Here is a 17,800-nt window from a genome sequence, read left to right as displayed (position 1 = left end):
GGTGCTGCTTTTTCAACACAACTACAAGGCATAGGATTAGCAATGCTGGATTCTAAATTACTTCGCACTGAGCTGGATGAAACAGCTGCAAAACTGGCACGTCGTGGCTTTACGCTGGACGTGGAGACAATTCGTCAACTTGAAGAACAACGTAAGTCCATTCAAGTAGAAGTTGAAAATTTACAATCCACTCGCAACTCCATCTCTAAGCAAATCGGCCAAAAAATGGCGGCTGGTGACAAAGAAGGCGCTGAAGAGATTAAAAAGCAGATTGGTACTCTAGGTTCTGATCTGGAAGCGAAAAAAGTTGAGCTTGCGGATGTTCAAGCAAAACTTGAAGACATTACGCTGTCGGTTCCTAACCTACCTGACGATGAAGTGCCAGATGGTAAAGATGAAGACGATAACGTAGAAGTTTCTCGCTGGGGTACACCTAAGTCTTACGATTTTGAAGTGAAAGATCACGTAGACCTTGGTGAAATGGGTGACGGCCTAGATTTTGGTAGCGCTACTAAGATCACTGGCGCACGTTTTATCGTTATGAAAGGTCAATTTGCACGTCTACACCGTGCGATTGCTCAGTTTATGCTGGATCTTCACACGGATGAGCACGGCTACACAGAGATGTACGTACCTTACCTTGTGAACGCAGACAGCCTATACGGTACAGGTCAGCTTCCTAAGTTTGGTAAAGATCTGTTCCACACTGAGCCGCTAGAAGAGAAAGTGAATGATGAAGAACCTCGTCGCCTATCTCTGATCCCAACAGCAGAAGTACCAGTGACTAACATGGTTCGTGACACTATCTCTGACGAAGCAGACCTACCGCTTAAGATGACAGCTCACACACCATGTTTCCGTTCAGAGGCGGGCTCTTACGGTCGTGATACTCGCGGTCTAATCCGTATGCACCAGTTCGACAAAGTTGAGCTAGTACAGATCACTCGCCCAGAAGATTCAATGAACGCACTAGAAGAGCTAACGGGTCACGCTGAAAAAGTTCTACAACTTTTGGAGCTTCCTTACCGTAAAGTCGTTCTATGTACAGGTGATATGGGCTTTGGCGCTCGTAAAACTTACGATCTAGAAGTATGGGTTCCAGCACAAGAGACATACCGTGAGATCTCTTCTTGTTCGAATATGTGGGATTTCCAAGCGCGTCGTATGCAAGCTCGTTTCCGTCGTAAAGGCGAGAAGAAGCCAGAGCTTGTGCATACACTAAACGGTTCAGGTCTAGCCGTTGGCCGTACTATGGTTGCTATCCTTGAAAACAACCAAGAAGCTGACGGTCGTATTGCTATCCCAACAGTACTTCAGAAGTACATGAATGGCGTAACGCATATCGGCTAATCAGGCCAAAATAGTGAAAAACCAGCCGCAAGGCTGGTTTTTTTATGCTTATTGAAACAAGTCGGTTTGTTTACAGGCACTTTCAATGGCCGAGATAAGTGACTTTATATGCGCTGCACCACTGATAAATGGCGGCATGATGTAAATTAAGCGCCCGAATGGTCGAATCCATACACCTTGCTCAACAAAGTGCTGCTGGATTTTTTCCATATTGACGGCTTGATGGGTTTCAACCACGCCAATTGCCCCAAGCCATCTTACTGCTTTAACCACCTCTAGCTTTTGTAGTTTCGGAAGCTGCCGGCTTAGAAGCTCCTCAATCGTTTGAGTTTGAGCTTTCCATTCACCCCGAGCGATGATTTCCAAACTCTTAGCGGCGACAGCGCAGGCGAGTGGGTTAGCCATAAATGTTGGGCCATGCATAAAGCACCCTGCTTCTCCACCACAGACTGTATCAGCGACTTCTTTGGTAGTGATGGTTGCAGACAGTGTCATGTAACCGCTGGTCAGCGCTTTGCCCACACACATAATGTCGGGCTCTATACCGGCGTGCTCACAAGCAAATAGTTTCCCAGTACGACCAAACCCCGTTGCGATTTCATCCAAAATCAATAGCACATGGTGTTTATCACACAAGGCTCTGACTTGTTTAAGAAATTCAGGGTGATAAATGCGCATTCCTCCAGCGCCTTGCACGATGGGCTCAAGGATCACTGCGGCCAATTCATGCTTGTGAGTCTCGATCTTAGTTGCAAAGTCTTCAATATCATCTGGATTCCATGGCTCAAAGAATCCACCATTGGGAGATTGTGCAAAGATGTGTTCGGGTAGAAAACCTTTATAGAGACTGTGCATTGAATTGTCTGGATCTGTCACTGACATAGCGGCGAACGTATCACCATGATAGCCATGACGCAGCGTTAAAAACTTAGGTCGGCTTTGCCCTTTTGCATGCCAATATTGCAGTGCCATTTTTAGGCTCACTTCTACCGCAACAGAGCCAGAGTCGGCTAGAAATACCTGCTGTAAACGAGAGGGGGTCAGCTCAACTAATTGCTTACATACATCGATGGCGGGTTGGTGGGTGATCCCACCAAACATGACATGAGCCATTTTGTCGATTTGATCTTTTGCAGCTTGGTTGAGTTCAGGGTGATTGTAGCCGTGGATGGTAGACCACCATGACGACATGCCATCGATCAGTTGTCGCCCATCTTCAAGCTCGAGGTGGACATTTTGGGCGGAAACCACTGGGTAACATGTCAGTGGGTTTAGGGTTGATGTGTAAGGGTGCCATATATGCTGGCGATCAAAACTTAGATCCATCTCTCGTTATAATCTCAATGTTGATTAAAGAATAACCAAATGTAAACTTATGGCTACTGGTTGGTGTTGACAGTTTACCTTCGCCGCGTAGACTAGCCAAGCAGCAATGAAAACTATAAGGAAGTATTTGTGGAAGTACGTCACAACTGGACAGTGCAGGAAGTTAGAGCACTGCTTGATAAACCATTTATGGATCTACTGTTTGAAGCTCAGTTAGTCCATCGTCAATACCATCCTGCCAATCATGTTCAAGTCAGCACATTACTTTCAATTAAAACAGGCGCTTGCCCTGAAGACTGTAAGTACTGCCCGCAGAGCGCCCGCTACCGTACCGACGTTGATAAAGAGCGTTTGATGGAAGTTGAGCGAGTATTGGATGCAGCAAAGAAAGCCAAAGCAGCAGGTTCGACTCGATTTTGTATGGGGGCGGCGTGGAAGAACCCTAAAGAGCGTGATATGCCGCTGCTCAAAGATATGATCCAAGGTGTCAAAGGCATGGGGTTAGAAACCTGTATGACACTTGGCATGTTGACACCCGATCAAGCCAATCAATTGGCCGATGCTGGGCTGGATTACTACAACCACAACCTCGATACCTCCGCTGAGTACTATGGCAACATTATTACCACCCGAACCTATCAAGACCGACTAGACACGCTTTCTCATGTTCGCGATGCAGGCATGAAAATCTGTTCTGGCGGCATTATTGGTATGGGGGAAAGTGATAATGATAGAGCCGGGCTTCTGATGGAGTTGGCTAATCTGCCCGTGCACCCAGAGAGTGTACCCATCAACATGCTGGTTAAAGTAAAAGGCACGCCACTTGAAGATGCTGAAGACGTTGAGTCTTTTGACTTTATCCGCTTGATTGCCGCAGCGCGTATCATGATGCCTGCTTCTGCGGTGCGATTATCCGCAGGCCGAGAAAACATGAACGAGCAGATGCAAGCGCTGTGTTTTATGGCGGGTGCTAACTCAATTTTCTATGGCTGCAAATTGCTAACGACGCCAAACCCTGATGAAGATACCGATATGCAGCTGTTTAATAAGCTAGGTATCAACAGCCATCATGTCAGCCAAAAGCCAGATCAGGTGCAAGAACAAGAATTGCTTGGTCAAGTGGCTGAGCGTGTGGCTGCTCGTCCAACCAAAGACGATCTTTTCTACGATGCAAGTGTTTAGACACCGTATCCAAACCAAGCTAGCTGAGAGAAAAAAGCTTGGTTTGACCCGTTCAATGATTGCCTTGGATGGCAATCAGCGCAACCGGTTTTCCTACCAAGGTAATCAGTATGTGAACTTTTCAAGCAATGATTATCTAGGTTTAGCCAGTGATAAAACGCTGGCTAATCATTGGCAAGAGGGGATCGCTCGTTACGGAGTCGGCAGTGCAGCTTCTCCGTTGGTGACCGGCTTTGCCCAAGCGCATTTCGATCTGAAGCAAGCGTTATGTGAATGGCTTGGGTACTCTAACGCTGTTTTGTTTAGCTCAGGGTTTAGTGCCAATCAAGCTTTGCTCTTTACCCTGCTTGAAAAAGATGATGTTCTGCTACAAGACAGGCTTAATCACGCTTCGTTGATGGAGGCGGGCAGTTTGTCTTCTGCCACCATGAAACGCTTTAGGCATAACGACATTGCGCATCTTGAGAAGCTACTTGAGCCTTTAAACTCTGCGTTAGTGGTGACGGAAGGCGTATTTAGTATGGATGGTGATCTTGCACCGCTATCGGATATGGAGCGAGTTTGCCAACCACAATCTGCAATGCTGATGGTAGATGATGCCCATGGGGTAGGGGTATTAGGAGAGGATGGCCAAGGTAGTTGCCATCGCGCAGGTGTTTCACCAGATATCTTAGTAGTGACATTTGGTAAAGCTTTTGGCCTATCTGGGGCGGCGGTGCTTTGTGATGATGAAATGGCAGACTATTTGACTCAATTTGCTCGTCATCATGTGTATTCCACTGCCATACCACCGTCACAAGCTTATGCCTTGCAAAAATCACTGCAAATGATCCAAAACGAGCCATGGCGTCGAGAAAAACTGAGCGAGCTTTCAAGCATTTACCATAGTGCTCTAAAAGATTTACCGGGCTATGTACACACCGAGACACCGATAAAACCGGTGATTATCGGAGATTCAGCTAAGGCTGTTGAGGTTGCCAATCAACTTAGGCAACAAGGACATTGGGTCAGCGCAATTCGTCCGCCGACGGTGCCGAAAGGCAGCGCACGTTTACGCATAACCTTAACCGCAAGCCACAGCCCTGAGCAGGTGTCTCAGTTGGCCCACAGTGTTAAACATGCATTGGAAGGAGTCGAAGTATGACCCAAGTTGTGTCCAATTTAGCGCTCGCCGAAGATTTAGAGCAATCTTATGCCCAAAAACAGGCGATTCAAGAAGCGTTTAGCAAAGCGGCTAAGTGTTACGACCAACATGCCCAGTTTCAAAGAACCGTAGCTAATCGGTTACTTGATAAGCTCCCGAACTCGTTGCAAGGATTAAAGGTACTGGACTTAGGGTGCGGAACAGGATTCGCTTCACAGCTTCTTGCTAATAAGGGGGCAAAAGTTATTGCCGCCGATCTGTCGGAAGCGATGTTGGAGCAAAGCCGCCTTCGATGTGAAAATCTTGATGTTGACTATCAACAAGCGGACGCAGAACAACTGCCGTTTAAAGACAATGAGTTCGATATCGTGTACTCAAGCCTTGCCTTGCAGTGGTGCCAGGATCTGTCTGTACCGCTTAAAGAGATGAAGCGAGTCACTAAACCTGGTGGCAGTGTGTTGTTTAGCACCCTGCTGGACGGCTCATTAGAAGAGCTAAAAAGCGCTTGGTTAAAAGTTGATTCTTATCAACATGTGAATGATTTTATCTCTCCAAAGCAGGTAAAACTTGCGTTAGCGCAATCTGAGTGTGCTCTTCATCACATAGACTCACAACCAATCACTGTTTGTTATTCCACCGCACTAGCACTGATGAAGGATCTAAAAGGCATTGGCGCCAACCATGTACAAGGTCGTTCGCAGGGGCTGATGACGCGAAAATCCATTGCTAGATTAGAGCAAGAATATAGCAAGCAGCGAAACTCGCAGGGGCAGTTACCTGCTACTTATCAAGTTTGTTTTGGAGTGATCACCGCATGATTGATGCATTTTTTATTGCAGGCACAGATACGGACGTGGGCAAAACTGTTGCATCAAAAGCTATTTTGCAAGCTATTGGCGCACAAGGATATTCCACCATTGGCTACAAGCCAGTAGCAGCCGGTTGTGAAGATACCCCAGATGGAAAACGCAACTCTGATGCGCTTCATCTGCAACAAGCGTCGACCCTAGACGTAACCTATGACGACGTTAACCCATATGCACTGACGTTACCTACCTCACCTCATATCGCTTCTAAGCATGATGGTGTTGAGATTGACTATGCAGTGCTGAGTGAAAAACTCGCACAGCATAAAGCACAAGCCGATGTTGTCTTAGTTGAGGGCGCTGGTGGTTGGTACGTACCAACCACGGATACCGACCAACTATCAACTTGGGTTCAAAGCGAAAAATTGCCTGTTGTTTTGGTGGTTGGCATTAAGCTTGGATGTTTAAGCCATGCGATTTTGACCGCTAAAGCCATTGAGCAAGATGGACTTAATTTAGTGGGTTGGGTAGCTAATCGTGTTAATCCAGGCACAGAGCACTACGCAGAGATCATCGAAGCGTTAGAGAAAAATATCCCAGCACCAAAATTAGGCATGATCCCATACGTGCCAAGCATCAAGAGTAAGGATATTGGTAAGTACATCAATATTTCTCCATTGAGAGACTTACCATCGAGCAAGTAATTTATCGTTCGATGAAAAATAAAAAGGGCTGGATAACCAGCCCTTTAAAATTTGTGTCTCTGAGACTACTTCTCTTGATTCAAGCCCATCAGTGCCGCTTGAGTTTCGACGATGCGATCAGACGGCATGCCAGCAGCCTCTAAGCCGAGTTGTTTCTTTGCTTCATCTTCAGATAGCCCTAAATGACAGCACAACAAATCAATGGCCATTTGATAACTTTTGTCATCGTTCATTTTATCACTCCATGTGAAAATAGTTGAATCGCTCCTTAAAATGTAAACTCCACTCTTAAAGGTCGCAATACGACTAAGGTCTAATGCGCTGACAAGAAACTCCGATCAAGCAAAATAGGGATGCCGTGTAGCCGCTTATATCTATGATATCTCGTCATAAAATATGCTGTATTTTGAGTAAACAAAATGTTTCAATTTGAGACTTAACCTTGTTTTAAAAATCTTAGACTATATATAGCAAGTAACAAGGCACAAAAGTGCACACTAGGGGGACAGCGAGATCCCTCAGTTATAAACGAATATCTAATCTGGAGACGATTGAATGAAACGTACAATGCTGTTTATCGCAACTAACCTCGCGGTAATGGTCGTACTCGCTGTGGTGCTGAACTTAGTCTATGCCTTTACAGGTTTGCAACCTGGTAGCTTGAACGGCTTGATAGTTATGGCTGGCCTGTTTGGTTTCGGTGGTGCTTTTATTTCGCTATTAATGTCGAAAAGTATGGCATTGCGCTCTGTGGGGGCACAAGTCATCGAAAGTCCTCGTAATGAGATGGAGCATTGGTTGTTAGAAACCGTACGTCGTCAATCTGAACAGGTAGGCATTGGCATGCCAACCGTTGCTATCTACGATGCGGCGGATATCAATGCATTTGCAACAGGTGCTAAACGCGATGATTCACTGGTTGCCGTGTCGACTGGTCTGCTTCACAACATGACCCGCGATGAAGCGGAGGCAGTGCTAGCTCACGAGGTGAGCCACATTGCGAACGGCGACATGGTGACCATGACCTTGATGCAGGGGGTTGTGAATACCTTTGTGATCTTCATTTCTCGATTCATCGCCAACATCGTCGCAAGCAATGATGACGAAGAAGGCCAAGGCAGCAATATGATGACCTATTTTGTTGTCTCTATGGTGCTGGAGTTGGTGTTTGGCTTCTTAGCGAGCTTTATTACCCGTTGGTACAGTCGTCGCCGTGAATACTTCGCAGATGCAGGCGCTGCGGACCTAGTCGGTAGCCACAAGATGATTGCGGCACTCGAGCGTTTGAAGGTGAGTCATGAGCCTCAACTTGAAGGATCGATGATGGCATTTGGTATCAATGGTAAGCGTACTTTGAGTGAGATGCTGCTGACTCACCCGCCATTGGATAAGCGAATTCAAGCACTGCGTAACCGATAATTTTATTATTTCTCTTAAAGCCCATCCATTCGGATGGGCTTTTTTTTGTTTTAAAACAATAGGTAATGAAACTTGCACGAAATGTTGGAACAACCCATTCTACAAAGTTGTACAAAATAAATATTGTACAACTCTTCTAATTGCTCTAACTTAGTTGTACAGGAATTATTTTTGTACAAGGTGCTAAAATGGAAATTAAGCGTGTAATGGATCTTTATTCTTCGTTGTCGAGCAACAATCTCGACACATTGAGTGAGGTTTATCATGAAGAAATTAACTTTATTGACCCGTTACATGAGATCCACGGATTGGAATCGTTAGAGCTCTATTTCTCGGGGCTCTATGAAAATGTCACCTCTTGCCAATTTGAATTCTTGTTTACTCAGCAGTCTGACCGAAGTGCTTTTTTAACTTGGGTTATGCATCTAAAACATCCAAAACTCAATCGCCATCGTACGATCCATGTAAACGGCTGCACTCATCTTCAATTTGAGGGTGACAAGGTTATTTATCACAGGGATTACTTCGACGCTGGGCAAATGCTGTACAGACAGCTACCTGTGCTGGGAAGCGTATTAAGGCGTATAGATGCGAGGGCGGTGAAATGAGTTTGCAAACGGTTTTGATCACAGGGGCGACGTCTGGGATTGGTAAACAACTAGCCATTGACTATGCCTCACAAGGGGTTCAGGTATGGGCTTGTGGAAGAAACTCTCAAGTGCTTGCAGAGCTCCAACAGCAGCATGCCAATATCAACGGTTTGGGTTTTGATTTGACCGACCTTGAGGCTTGTCGTGTGCAACTCTCTTCTTTGAATCCAAGGCCATCGGTTTGGATATTCAACGCAGGCAACTGCGAATACATTGACCAAGGAATATTGGACGCCAGTTTGATCAAACGAGTCCTGGATATCAATGTCGTAGGGCTTTGTAACGGGATAGAGGCATCACAATCTCAATTTCAATCCGGAGACCGTGTTGTGCTAGTGAGTTCCATCGCTGGTGCCATGCCTCTGCCTAGAGCTGAAGCGTATGGCGCTTCCAAAGCGGCAGTCACATATCTCGGTAAGAGTTGGTCGTTGGCACTAAAGCCTAGAGGTATCCATGTCTCTTTGGTGTATCCGGGATTTGTTGAAACGCCATTGACCGATAAGAACGATTTCGAGATGCCAGACCGAGTATCGGCTGAAGAGGCGTCTCATGCGATTCGACAAGGCATATCTGCGGGCTCAGCTTCTATTTATTTTCCAAAACGATTTACCACCATCATCCGACTGATTGGGTTGCTACCCGACCGTTGGCAGTTAGCTTTGTCCAGTAAGCTTATCAAGGAGTAAAAAATGAAAATAGCCATCATTGGAACTGGGATTTCTGGGCTTACGTCTGCCTATTACTTACACAAAGACCACGAGATTACTCTGTTCGAAGCCAATGACTACATTGGTGGGCATACAGCGACCGTTGAAGTGGAGCTGTCTCAAGGCAGGTTTAAAGTCGATACGGGATTCATTGTCTACAACGATAGGACTTACCCAAGATTCAACCGTTTGTTGGATGAAATCGGTGTGGATGGTGTCGAAACTGAGATGAGCTTCAGCGTTAGAAATGACCAAACGGGCTTGGAATACAATGGCCATACTGTCTCCACTCTTTTTGCTCAAAGCAAAAACTGGGTGAATCCAAAATTCTACTACCTGATCTGGGAAATTTTGCGTTTTAACCGTTTATCCAAACAAGCGCTAGATACAGGTACCAGCAATACCCAAACACTCGGAGAGTTTTTAACCGCCAACAAGTTTAGTGATGCTTTTTGTCAAAACTACATTTTGCCAATGGGGGCAGCAATTTGGTCGTCAACAATCGCGGACATGAGAGCATTTCCACTACAATTCTTTATGCAGTTTTTCTTAAACCACGGCCTACTGGATGTGACTAATCGCCCTCAGTGGTATGTGATTAAAGGTGGCTCGAACGCCTACATTCCCAAGCTGATAGCAGGGTTTAAGGACAAAATTCGACTTAACACTCCGGTACTTCGGGTGCAGCGTCATCTCCAAAGCATCGAGCTGGAAACGCATCAAGGCATCGAACAGTATGATCAAGTGATATTTGCCTGTCACAGTGATCAAGCACTAGCAATCATCGAGCAGCCTTTGGCGCAGGAGCAGCAAGTTTTGTCTGCGCTAGAGTATCAAGCCAACCAGGTCATACTGCACACCGATGCGTCGCTCTTGCCACGTAACCAAAAAGCGTGGGCGGCTTGGAACTACAAGATTGATCAATCAGAGCAAAGCAAACCGACTCTGACTTACGACATGAACATACTACAACACTTAACTTGTGAAGAAACCGTGTGTGTGAGCCTCAACAGTGAAGATCAAATTGACCCCGCTAAGATACTGAGAACATTCACTTACCACCATCCAGTATTCACCAAGGAAACCATGGATGCTCAATCTAAATATGATCTGATTAATGGGTTTGATCGTATCTGGTTTTGTGGAGCGTACTGGTTCAATGGCTTTCATGAAGATGGTGTAAGAAGCGGTTTAAGTGTCGTCAACGGCCTTGAAAAAATGACACAAGAAATGGAGCGGGGAGTGGCTTAGCTATGAACAGTTGCATCATGAGTGGAGACGTATTCCACCAACGGTTTGTCCCGATAAAACACAAGATCAATTATCGCTTGTTTATGCCACTACTCGATTTGGATGAAATCGAATCACTGCAAAAACAATGGGTAGGATTTGGTCAGCGTTGGTGGCATTGGGCACGGTTTCGTCGGGCTGATTATCTTGGCAAAACAGGTAGCTTAAAACTGGCACTGCAAGACAAGTTGTTTGAGCTAACAGGGGAGCGTTTGACGGGCAAAGTGCTTGCGTTGTGTCACCTAAGATATTTCGGCCTTTATTTCAGCCCCGTGAACTTCTACTACCTGTATGACCATCACGACCAGTTTAAGTATCTGATCGCCGAAGTAAGCAATACGCCTTGGAACGAGAGACATTATTACGCCGTCAATGCTGATAAAGGGGTCGATGATTGTAACTGGATACACCCAAAGCAATTTCACGTATCGCCTTTTAACCCGATGGAGCAAAAATATCGTTGGCACTTTGCCGAACCATCAGAGCAGTTAACACTCAAGCTAGATGTGATTGCTCAGGGGAAAGAATTTACGGCTGGCGTTGCTTTTACCAAGCAACCAATAACACGTTTTAGCATGATGAAGCAGCTTACATCGACGCCTGTCATGTCACTAAAAATACTCGCTGGGATTTACGCTCATGCCCTTCGCCTGTGGTGGAAAGGTGCACCGATATACGATCATCCAGCACGCAAGGAGCAAAGTTATGTACAAAAGTGATTCATTAGTCTCGAGCCAGACTTTCAGCACCAGCCAAAAAATTGCTCGTACTCTAGTGCATAAAGCACTTGAACAAATTGCCGTAGGACACTTGGTGTTAGTTGAAACATTTGGCGATACCGTCTGCTTTGGTGACGAGAAACAGGGATTGAGTGCCGTAATTGAAATCCATGACCCTGATGTTTATCAACGGGTGATTAAAGCGGGTGACATTGGCGCTGCTGAAGCGTACATGGACAAGCAGTGGGACAGTCAGGATCTAACCATATTGATGCAAGTGATGGCGGCCAACCTGTCTGCATTGGATGCGCTCGAAAGCAACCAGAGTTGGTTGAGTAAGTGTGTCAACCAGGTGAAACATTGGTTCAACCGCAACACTTTGACAGGTTCGAAGAAAAACATTGAAGCACACTACGACCTTGGCAACGACCTTTATACGACATTTTTAGATACACGCATGCTTTATTCATCTGGGATATTTCATAGTGAATGTGACAGCTTGGAAGAAGCGCAACTCAACAAAATGGAGCGCTTGTGTCAGGAGCTTGAGTTGGACAGCAGTGATCATGTTCTCGAAATCGGCACAGGGTGGGGCGCAATGGCTATCTACATGGCGACCCATTACGGCTGTAAAGTGACCACTACGACTATTTCAGAAGAACAGCATGCTTACACCCAAGCACTGATTAAGCAAAATAAACTTGAAGATCGAATAGAACTTCTTAAGCAGGATTATCGCACCCTTACCGGTCGCTATGACAAAATTGTCTCGATCGAAATGATTGAGGCCGTTGGTGAAAAGTTTCTGCCTTCCTACATCAGTCAGTGTAATTCGCTGCTTAAGAAAGGTGGCAAGTTGGCAATTCAGTCCATCACGATTGCTGATCAGCGCTATGACCATTATGCAAACAGCGTTGACTTTATCCAAAAGTATATCTTCCCAGGAGGCTTCTTGCCGTCGGTCACCCAGCTTTGTGTGCAAATGACTCAAGGCAGCCAGCTTGTGATGAGAGACTTGAAAGACATTGGGCTAGATTACGCTGACACCTTAGCCCACTGGCATCATAGATTCAATCTGGCTGCGCATCATTTACAGTCGAAAGGATACGATGAGCGCTTTTGCCGCATGTGGCGTTACTACTTGAGTTATTGCGAAGGCGGTTTTCGCGCCAAAACGATAAGCACTGTACAGCTGACCTTTGAAAAGGTGGCTTAATATGCTTTTGGTCATATCAGGATGGTTTCAGTTGATGTGGTTTATTGCGGTGATTGGCCGCAATGAGTGGCAGTGGCTGCTGATATTGGCCATTTCCGCCGCGCTGATAGCCACTTGGCGTCGGGTTGCCACTGTAGGGTGGGGCATGATTGCAGTGATTGGCGTAGGTATATTAATCGATAGCGTCAACGTGCATCTTGGTGTGTTTACTTTTCCTTCAGAGCAGCCTGAGTTGGTTGGAGGCAGATTGTTGCCAGCTTGGTTGATGACCCTTTGGGTTTGCTTCGCTTGGTATGTATGGATGGTAAGAGAGTGGTTACTGAATTTCTCAATTTCTCTTATTGCCGTGATTGCATCGGTTGGTGGAGCCCTGAGCTATTTTGCGGGATTCAAGTTAGGCGCAGTTGACTGGCCTCTAGGCTTGGTGGAAACAGCGGCAATTTTGGCCTTGGAATGGTTTTTGCTCTCTTTATTGGTGGTAACACTACTTAAATCCAACTTAGGAAGAGCAGGAGTGACATCATGAAAACGAGTTTGAGTTCATCAGTTCTAGATTTCGCTAAAAAGTTGCTAGCTACACTAGCGGTCACCTTACTTATTGTTCAGTGTGTACAAGCATCAACCCCTACCTCACAAGATAATCAAAACTGGAATGGCTGGCCTACGGTTGGCACGTCGGTATTAAGTTGGCTGTTTTTCGATATTTATCAGTCGGAGTTAAAAACCCCGGATGGATTTTATCAAGAATCTTCAGACGTAACTCCTCATCCAATGGCACTGTCGATTCATTATTTACGTGATATCCCAAAAGACAAACTGCTCGAAGCCACACATGATCAATGGATCCATTTAGGTTATGGACAAAAACAAGCGGATGAATGGATAGGTAAACTAGAGGTAATTTACCCTGACATCCAGCAAGGGGACAGTTTGGTTTATGTTACCGACGGTAAAGCCGGGCAATTTATTTATTATTCAGATAAAGCTCAGCCCCAAGTCGTCGGTAACATCAATAGTGAAACCCTCAACGATGCTTTTTTAAGTATTTGGTTATCTCCTGATACGGAATATCCAAAACATAGAGCGCAATTACTAGGTCAAAGTCGATGAAAAAATGGGTCCTTACCTTTCTTAGTTTATTTCTGAGTGCGTGTAGCGCCGATATATCTGACTACGATCAGAGCAAGCCAGAATTTGATCTTTTTGGGTTCTTCCAAGGAGAGTCTAAAGCTTGGGGAATGATTCAAGATTATTCAGGTAAGGTTCAACGCAGTTTTGAAGTGACTCTTATCGGAAGGGTAGAACAAGATACACTCATTCTCGAAGAAGACTTTGTCTTTAACGATGGAGAGAAGGACACCCGAGTTTGGCGTATAGAGCGCAACGCTTACGGAAAATATGTCGGTCGTGCTGACGATATTATTGGTGTCGCAAACGGGGAAGAGTCTGGAAATGCACTGCGCTGGAGATACGACTTTTCCTTGAAGCTTGAAGACAGCGTTATAGAGGTACATTTTGATGATTGGTTGTATCGCCTTGACGAGCGCAGAGTCGTTAACCGAACTTCAATCAGGAAGTTCGGTATTGAAGTAGCAGAACTGACGATATTCTTCGAGCGTTCTGCAGATTAGCAGATACCGTCGGTATCAGTTTCCACTTTGCGCAAAAGGTCTTGTTTAACCATTTCAATTGCCCTCAGGGCAGTTTTAGGGTCTACATTGTTCTCTTCAAGTAAATAAATCAAATCAACCGCCAGCTTAATATCATCAGGGGCGTGTTCTAATCCTTGCGGTTGTTGGTCACTCACTCTCTTCGTCTCCGGTCATCAATAGTTGTTCGATTTTAGTTTTTGCTCGAATGCAGCGTTCCAAGCGTTGTTCTAGCTTTAAGAGTGTTTTTTTTGCAATCGCAGTGGTCGCAGGAGATGCAATTCTAACGGCGTATTGCTGCTCTTTTACTTTCACACTTAAGCGTCGTTCCCACTCTTGATGCTGCTCTAGTTGGACATAAAGTTGGTTAGTGGTTTGAGCAACCTCGGTTTCAGTGACTGGGGTTGTCTGGTTGATTTCGATGCAATCAATCGCTTTTTTAATCGCTTCAATTTGCTCTACTAAGCGGGTTGCTAAGTATTGTGCTCTATCGGTGCTCAAAATTCCCAGCGATTGTTCTTTAGTTATGCTATCTAGTGTCTTGTGCGCTTCAAGAGTTGCCGCTGTCATAGATGTAGGGCGGCTGATAAACAGTTGTTGGTCAAAAAGTGGCTGCTGATATACTGGGTTTTCATCGTCTGTTTGCTGTGCAAGCTTGGCCAGCTGAGATAACTGCTGTGCTAACGCTTGGGTGATAGCGGTCATAAGTTGACGAACCACGCATCATAGGCAAGTTTGACTGCAAGGATCATAACCACGGTGACAAAAACAGGCCGGATAAACCGAGCGCCGAACTTTATTGCAGAGTGAGCGCCAACATAAGCACCAGCCATCAAGCAAACACCCATGGTCAACCCCAGTACCCAGTTGATGTGTCCCAAGATGGCAAAGGTGATAAGTGACGTAAAGTTGCTGGTAAAATTCATCGCTTTAGCAAGACCAGAGGCGAGCAATATATTCACACGGTAAAGTGCCATGCTACTCACGGTCCAAAATGCTCCTGTTCCGGGGCCAGCGACACCATCATAAAAACCTAGACTGAAACCTTGTAGCCACTGTTTTTTGGGAAACTTAGGGCAGTCAGTCGCAATTTGATTGCCCTGCTCGGCAGAAGACTTTTGGAATAAGGTATAGATGGCGGCGAGCAAAATGATCAACGGCAACACTTTTTCTAGCCAGTCAGTACTGATTGCATCGACGGCAAATGTCCCGACCACAGCGCCTATCAAGGTTGCAATGAATGCTCGGTACCAAAACGCTGGTTGAAACAAGCGCTTTTTGTAATAGGTAAAGGCAGCCGTAGAGGATGCAAATGTTGCTGCTAATTTGTTTGTGCCCAAAGCGATATGTGGCGGCAAGCCAAGAGATAGCAAGGCAGGTACAGTGAGCATGCCACCACCACCGGCGACAGCATCAATAAAACCAGCAGCAAAAGCGACCAATGCCAAAACGATCAGCATGGTCGGTTCGATAAATTCCATAAATTCTAATATTCGATAGTACGTTTGAAAGGAGGCAGTGAATCAAGTAGTGCCTTGCCATAACGTTTGGTGATAATTCTTCGATCCAATAGCACAACTCTACCAGAGTCTTGCTCTTTACGCAGCAGGCGACCGACGGATTGGACCAGCTTTTTACTTGCTTCAGGCACGGTGATTTGTAAAAACGGATTGCCACCACGGCTTTCGATATACTCGGCATGGGCCTCTTCTACCGGAGAAGTAGGTACGGCAAACGGTATTTTGGTGATGATTAGGTTCTCAAGCAAATTACCTGGAAGATCCAGCCCTTCTGAGAAGCTGCCAGTGCCAAAAAGCACACTGGTTGTATGTTTTGAGCACAGCTGCTTATGTTTTTTTAGAATTTCTGCGCGTGATGATTCGCCTTGTAGCTGTAAGTTCCACTGTTTTTTCTTGGCGGTGGATTTGACAAGCTCCGCAACTTCACGCATTTGCCAATAAGAAGCAAACAGGACCAAGTTGGCTTTGTCTGATTCAATGTATTCGACGAGCCTATCGGCTAGGTGCTTAGTAAAGTCCTTAGCGGTAGGTTCAAACTGCATAGTAGGCACAACCAGTTCACCATTGTTGGCGTAATCAAATGGTGAGGCGAGGGCCAAAAACTGCACACCGTCTTCACTACGATCACTGATCCCCACTTGTTTGCAAAAGAAACTAAAAGAATTTAATGCTCTCATGGTGGCAGATACCAGTATGGCACCATTACAACGACTCCATAGCTGCTGGTCCAGTTGCCAACCCACTTCAAGCGGAGACACCGAAACGATGAAATCACCTTCGCGTTCAGGGTTAGTCGCTAGCCATCGGGCTAACGGTGCGCCTTTTTCTCTTAGCGGCTGTGCCATCAGCTGCCAAACCTTGGCTAAGTTCTCAAAGCGTTGGATGAAAAAACCAGCTTCTGCTAATGCAGGTTCTGCCAGACGGTTTGAGACTTCTCCTTCTTTTACGCGCTCACTGATCAGATCAGCAATTTTCGCAATCGCTTGGCAGCCTTTTTGGCTAGCCTTTTGTAGCTCTTCCGACTCCTTGACCAGCCAATCAGGAAGTTCACCGTTTTCGAAACGAAGTACACCTTCTTTAAAGAAACTTGGGTCAAAGCGAGTCGCAAGTTGGCTAAGACCAGGAACTAGGGTTTGAATGGCGTCTTGCAGCTCATTTCTAAATCGGTTGACTCGTTTCTCATCAGCAAGGCTGGCCAGTTTCGCTGTCGATTGATTCAAACTCTCAAGCCACGCAGCAGCACCTTTCAAGCTCGCTGAGGCCGAGGAGTGGTCTCTTGCGACTTTTGGTAAGTGGTGGGCTTCATCAAAAACATAGATAGTCTGCTCAGGTTCGGGAAGGATAATACCCCCACCTAGGTCGATATCAGACATCACCAAACTGTGGTTAGCAATGATGACGTCGCATTTCTCTAGTTCATTGCGTGCTTTTTGAAGCGGACAGTCCCTATGACTTGGTAGCGTCGCATTACAGCTGTGTTTGTCGCTGACAATTAATTGCCAGATATGATCATCAATATTAGTCGGCCAGCTATCTCGCTCACCATTCCATTTATTCTCGCCATAAGCCCGATACATGCGTTTGAGTAGATCGACTTCTTTAGTGGTTGGCTTCTTTTCAAACATTGCCAACTGTTCACCGTCAGCACTGCCGCTTGCTTGGGCAAGTTTCTCTGCACAACAATAACGTTGACGTCCCTTAGCTATCGCAAAGCTAAAAGGTTGCTCGGTAATCCTTCTATATAGAGGAAGGTCCTTACTGATTAATTGTTCTTGCAATGCGACCGTAGCGGTAGCAATAACCACTTTTTTATTACTGTGAAGTGCGAATGGAATGGTAGCCATTAAATAAGAAAGCGATTTTCCTATCCCAGTACCCGCTTCAGCAACCAGCATTCGATTGTTTTCGTGATAGCTACCCGCAAGTGTTTTTGCGATCTCAGCAACCAGAAAGTTCTGTGCTCGGCGAGGGATAAAGTTATCAAGTTGGTGCTGCAGGTTCTGATAACTGCTGCGAATAGATTTTTGTACTACAGGACTGAGCATAAATGGCCTCAAATTTTGACCGAGCGATTGTAACACAACGGGAAATTCTGCCTATAGGAGGCTCAATAAGTTC

The 17,800-nt window shown here is 45.7% G+C and carries 20 protein-coding genes; 14 read left to right on the top strand and 6 right to left on the bottom strand.

Annotation, left to right across the window (positions count from 1 at the left end; translation table 11 throughout):
- Positions 1-42 precede the first annotated feature (42 nt).
- On the top strand, positions 43-1,350 hold the full coding sequence (gene serS, locus J4N39_RS09685; protein ID WP_252018595.1) for a serine--tRNA ligase: 1,308 nt from the start codon (positions 43-45) through the stop codon (positions 1,348-1,350).
- Between the two features lie 48 nt (positions 1,351-1,398).
- Here the strand turns inward: serS and bioA are convergent, their stop codons facing one another.
- Positions 1,399-2,676 (bottom strand): adenosylmethionine--8-amino-7-oxononanoate transaminase, encoded by a 1,278-nt coding sequence (bioA, locus tag J4N39_RS09680; RefSeq protein ID WP_252018593.1) that lies wholly within the window; start codon positions 2,674-2,676, stop codon positions 1,399-1,401.
- Positions 2,677-2,805: 129 nt separating this feature from the next.
- Between bioA and bioB the strand changes: the two genes are divergently transcribed.
- The 4 genes from bioB to bioD are packed head-to-tail and all read left to right on the top strand — an operon-like array spanning position 2,806 to position 6,512.
- Positions 2,806-3,858 carry a biotin synthase BioB gene (gene bioB, locus J4N39_RS09675; RefSeq protein WP_252018591.1) on the top strand — a complete coding sequence of 351 codons (1,053 nt, stop codon included), beginning with the start codon at positions 2,806-2,808 and terminating at the stop codon, positions 3,856-3,858.
- The gene (gene bioF / locus J4N39_RS09670; RefSeq protein ID WP_252018589.1) at positions 3,845-5,002 is read left to right on the top strand and encodes an 8-amino-7-oxononanoate synthase; all 1,158 of its coding nucleotides are present in this window, start codon (positions 3,845-3,847) and stop codon (positions 5,000-5,002) included. Before bioB ends, bioF begins: the two co-directional genes overlap by 14 nt.
- Entirely contained in the window at positions 4,999-5,820 is an 822-nt protein-coding gene (gene bioC, locus J4N39_RS09665; RefSeq protein WP_252018587.1) for a malonyl-ACP O-methyltransferase BioC, read from the top strand. Before bioF ends, bioC begins: the two co-directional genes overlap by 4 nt.
- Positions 5,817-6,512 (top strand): dethiobiotin synthase, encoded by a 696-nt coding sequence (gene bioD / locus J4N39_RS09660; RefSeq protein ID WP_252018585.1) that lies wholly within the window; start codon positions 5,817-5,819, stop codon positions 6,510-6,512. Before bioC ends, bioD begins: the two co-directional genes overlap by 4 nt.
- Positions 6,513-6,577: 65 nt before the next feature.
- Here bioD and J4N39_RS09655 read toward each other — a convergent pair whose 3' ends face one another.
- Positions 6,578-6,745 (bottom strand): hypothetical protein, encoded by a 168-nt coding sequence (locus tag J4N39_RS09655; protein WP_252018583.1) that lies wholly within the window; start codon positions 6,743-6,745, stop codon positions 6,578-6,580.
- A gap of 322 nt (positions 6,746-7,067) precedes the next feature.
- Between J4N39_RS09655 and htpX the strand changes: the two genes are divergently transcribed.
- The 9 genes from htpX to J4N39_RS09610 all read left to right on the top strand — a co-directional run bounded on the left by htpX (position 7,068) and on the right by J4N39_RS09610 (position 14,144).
- Positions 7,068-7,931: a protease HtpX gene (gene htpX / locus J4N39_RS09650; protein WP_252018581.1), complete on the top strand. Its 864-nt coding sequence runs from the start codon at positions 7,068-7,070 to the stop codon at positions 7,929-7,931.
- Positions 7,932-8,119: 188 nt separating this feature from the next.
- Complete coding sequence (locus tag J4N39_RS09645) at positions 8,120-8,539, top strand: nuclear transport factor 2 family protein (RefSeq protein ID WP_252018578.1); 420 nt, start codon at positions 8,120-8,122, stop codon at positions 8,537-8,539.
- A 2-nt stretch (positions 8,540-8,541) separates the two neighbouring features.
- Positions 8,542-9,267 carry an SDR family NAD(P)-dependent oxidoreductase gene (locus tag J4N39_RS09640; RefSeq protein WP_252023687.1) on the top strand — a complete coding sequence of 242 codons (726 nt, stop codon included), beginning with the start codon at positions 8,542-8,544 and terminating at the stop codon, positions 9,265-9,267.
- Between the two features lie 3 nt (positions 9,268-9,270).
- A complete protein-coding gene (locus tag J4N39_RS09635) occupies positions 9,271-10,539 on the top strand; it encodes an NAD(P)/FAD-dependent oxidoreductase (protein ID WP_252018576.1) in 1,269 nt (422 codons plus the stop codon).
- 2 nt (positions 10,540-10,541) lie between these two features.
- On the top strand, positions 10,542-11,297 hold the full coding sequence (locus tag J4N39_RS09630) for a DUF1365 domain-containing protein (protein WP_252018573.1): 756 nt from the start codon (positions 10,542-10,544) through the stop codon (positions 11,295-11,297).
- Positions 11,284-12,513, top strand: a complete 1,230-nt coding sequence (locus tag J4N39_RS09625; RefSeq protein WP_252018571.1) for an SAM-dependent methyltransferase — start codon at positions 11,284-11,286, stop codon at positions 12,511-12,513. Before J4N39_RS09630 ends, J4N39_RS09625 begins: the two co-directional genes overlap by 14 nt.
- Position 12,514: 1 nt before the next feature.
- Positions 12,515-13,039: a DUF2878 domain-containing protein gene (locus J4N39_RS09620; RefSeq protein WP_252018569.1), complete on the top strand. Its 525-nt coding sequence runs from the start codon at positions 12,515-12,517 to the stop codon at positions 13,037-13,039.
- Complete coding sequence (locus J4N39_RS09615; RefSeq protein WP_252018567.1) at positions 13,036-13,623, top strand: chalcone isomerase family protein; 588 nt, start codon at positions 13,036-13,038, stop codon at positions 13,621-13,623. The genes J4N39_RS09620 and J4N39_RS09615 overlap by 4 nt, the downstream gene beginning before the upstream one ends.
- The gene (locus tag J4N39_RS09610) at positions 13,620-14,144 is read left to right on the top strand and encodes a DUF3833 domain-containing protein (RefSeq protein ID WP_252018564.1); all 525 of its coding nucleotides are present in this window, start codon (positions 13,620-13,622) and stop codon (positions 14,142-14,144) included. Before J4N39_RS09615 ends, J4N39_RS09610 begins: the two co-directional genes overlap by 4 nt.
- Here the strand turns inward: J4N39_RS09610 and rsmS are convergent.
- Genes rsmS through dinG form a run of 4 tightly spaced genes read right to left on the bottom strand, consistent with a single transcriptional unit; the run spans position 14,141 to position 17,727 of the window.
- A complete protein-coding gene (rsmS, locus tag J4N39_RS09605; protein WP_252018562.1) occupies positions 14,141-14,320 on the bottom strand; it encodes a pleiotropic regulatory protein RsmS in 180 nt (59 codons plus the stop codon). The two genes, J4N39_RS09610 and rsmS, sit on opposite strands and share 4 nt — an antisense overlap.
- Entirely contained in the window at positions 14,313-14,867 is a 555-nt protein-coding gene (gene priC, locus J4N39_RS09600; protein ID WP_252018560.1) for a primosomal replication protein PriC, read from the bottom strand. Before priC ends, rsmS begins: the two co-directional genes overlap by 8 nt.
- Positions 14,864-15,643 (bottom strand): sulfite exporter TauE/SafE family protein, encoded by a 780-nt coding sequence (locus J4N39_RS09595; protein WP_252018558.1) that lies wholly within the window; start codon positions 15,641-15,643, stop codon positions 14,864-14,866. Before J4N39_RS09595 ends, priC begins: the two co-directional genes overlap by 4 nt.
- 5 nt (positions 15,644-15,648) lie before the next feature.
- The gene (gene dinG / locus J4N39_RS09590) at positions 15,649-17,727 is read right to left on the bottom strand and encodes an ATP-dependent DNA helicase DinG (protein ID WP_252018547.1); all 2,079 of its coding nucleotides are present in this window, start codon (positions 17,725-17,727) and stop codon (positions 15,649-15,651) included.
- Positions 17,728-17,800: the final 73 nt, after the last annotated feature.

Origin of the sequence: Vibrio sp. SCSIO 43136, assembly GCF_023716565.1 — a bacterium.
Classification (GTDB): Bacteria; Pseudomonadota; Gammaproteobacteria; order Enterobacterales; family Vibrionaceae; genus Vibrio.
Note: the sequence above shows the minus strand (reverse complement) of the source record. Positions and strands in the feature narration are given on the sequence as shown.

Excerpts from the sequence above, each read along its gene's own strand:
- priC (WP_252018560.1), bottom strand. The coding sequence starts at position 14,867 with ATGACCGCTATCACCCAAGCGTTAGCACAGCAGTTATCTCAGCTGGCC.
- htpX (WP_252018581.1), top strand. The coding sequence starts at position 7,068 with ATGAAACGTACAATGCTGTTTATCGCAACTAACCTCGCGGTAATGGTC.
- J4N39_RS09645 (WP_252018578.1), top strand. The coding sequence starts at position 8,120 with ATGGAAATTAAGCGTGTAATGGATCTTTATTCTTCGTTGTCGAGCAAC.
- bioA (WP_252018593.1), bottom strand. The coding sequence starts at position 2,676 with ATGGATCTAAGTTTTGATCGCCAGCATATATGGCACCCTTACACATCA.
- bioD (WP_252018585.1), top strand. The coding sequence starts at position 5,817 with ATGATTGATGCATTTTTTATTGCAGGCACAGATACGGACGTGGGCAAA.
- J4N39_RS09655 (WP_252018583.1), bottom strand. The coding sequence starts at position 6,745 with ATGAACGATGACAAAAGTTATCAAATGGCCATTGATTTGTTGTGCTGT.
- J4N39_RS09620 (WP_252018569.1), top strand. The coding sequence starts at position 12,515 with ATGCTTTTGGTCATATCAGGATGGTTTCAGTTGATGTGGTTTATTGCG.
- bioF (WP_252018589.1), top strand. The coding sequence starts at position 3,845 with ATGCAAGTGTTTAGACACCGTATCCAAACCAAGCTAGCTGAGAGAAAA.
- dinG (WP_252018547.1), bottom strand. The coding sequence starts at position 17,727 with ATGCTCAGTCCTGTAGTACAAAAATCTATTCGCAGCAGTTATCAGAAC.
- J4N39_RS09610 (WP_252018564.1), top strand. The coding sequence starts at position 13,620 with ATGAAAAAATGGGTCCTTACCTTTCTTAGTTTATTTCTGAGTGCGTGT.
- J4N39_RS09635 (WP_252018576.1), top strand. The coding sequence starts at position 9,271 with ATGAAAATAGCCATCATTGGAACTGGGATTTCTGGGCTTACGTCTGCC.
- serS (WP_252018595.1), top strand. The coding sequence starts at position 43 with ATGCTGGATTCTAAATTACTTCGCACTGAGCTGGATGAAACAGCTGCA.
- J4N39_RS09630 (WP_252018573.1), top strand. The coding sequence starts at position 10,542 with ATGAACAGTTGCATCATGAGTGGAGACGTATTCCACCAACGGTTTGTC.
- J4N39_RS09625 (WP_252018571.1), top strand. The coding sequence starts at position 11,284 with ATGTACAAAAGTGATTCATTAGTCTCGAGCCAGACTTTCAGCACCAGC.
- bioC (WP_252018587.1), top strand. The coding sequence starts at position 4,999 with ATGACCCAAGTTGTGTCCAATTTAGCGCTCGCCGAAGATTTAGAGCAA.
- J4N39_RS09615 (WP_252018567.1), top strand. The coding sequence starts at position 13,036 with ATGAAAACGAGTTTGAGTTCATCAGTTCTAGATTTCGCTAAAAAGTTG.
- J4N39_RS09595 (WP_252018558.1), bottom strand. The coding sequence starts at position 15,643 with ATGGAATTTATCGAACCGACCATGCTGATCGTTTTGGCATTGGTCGCT.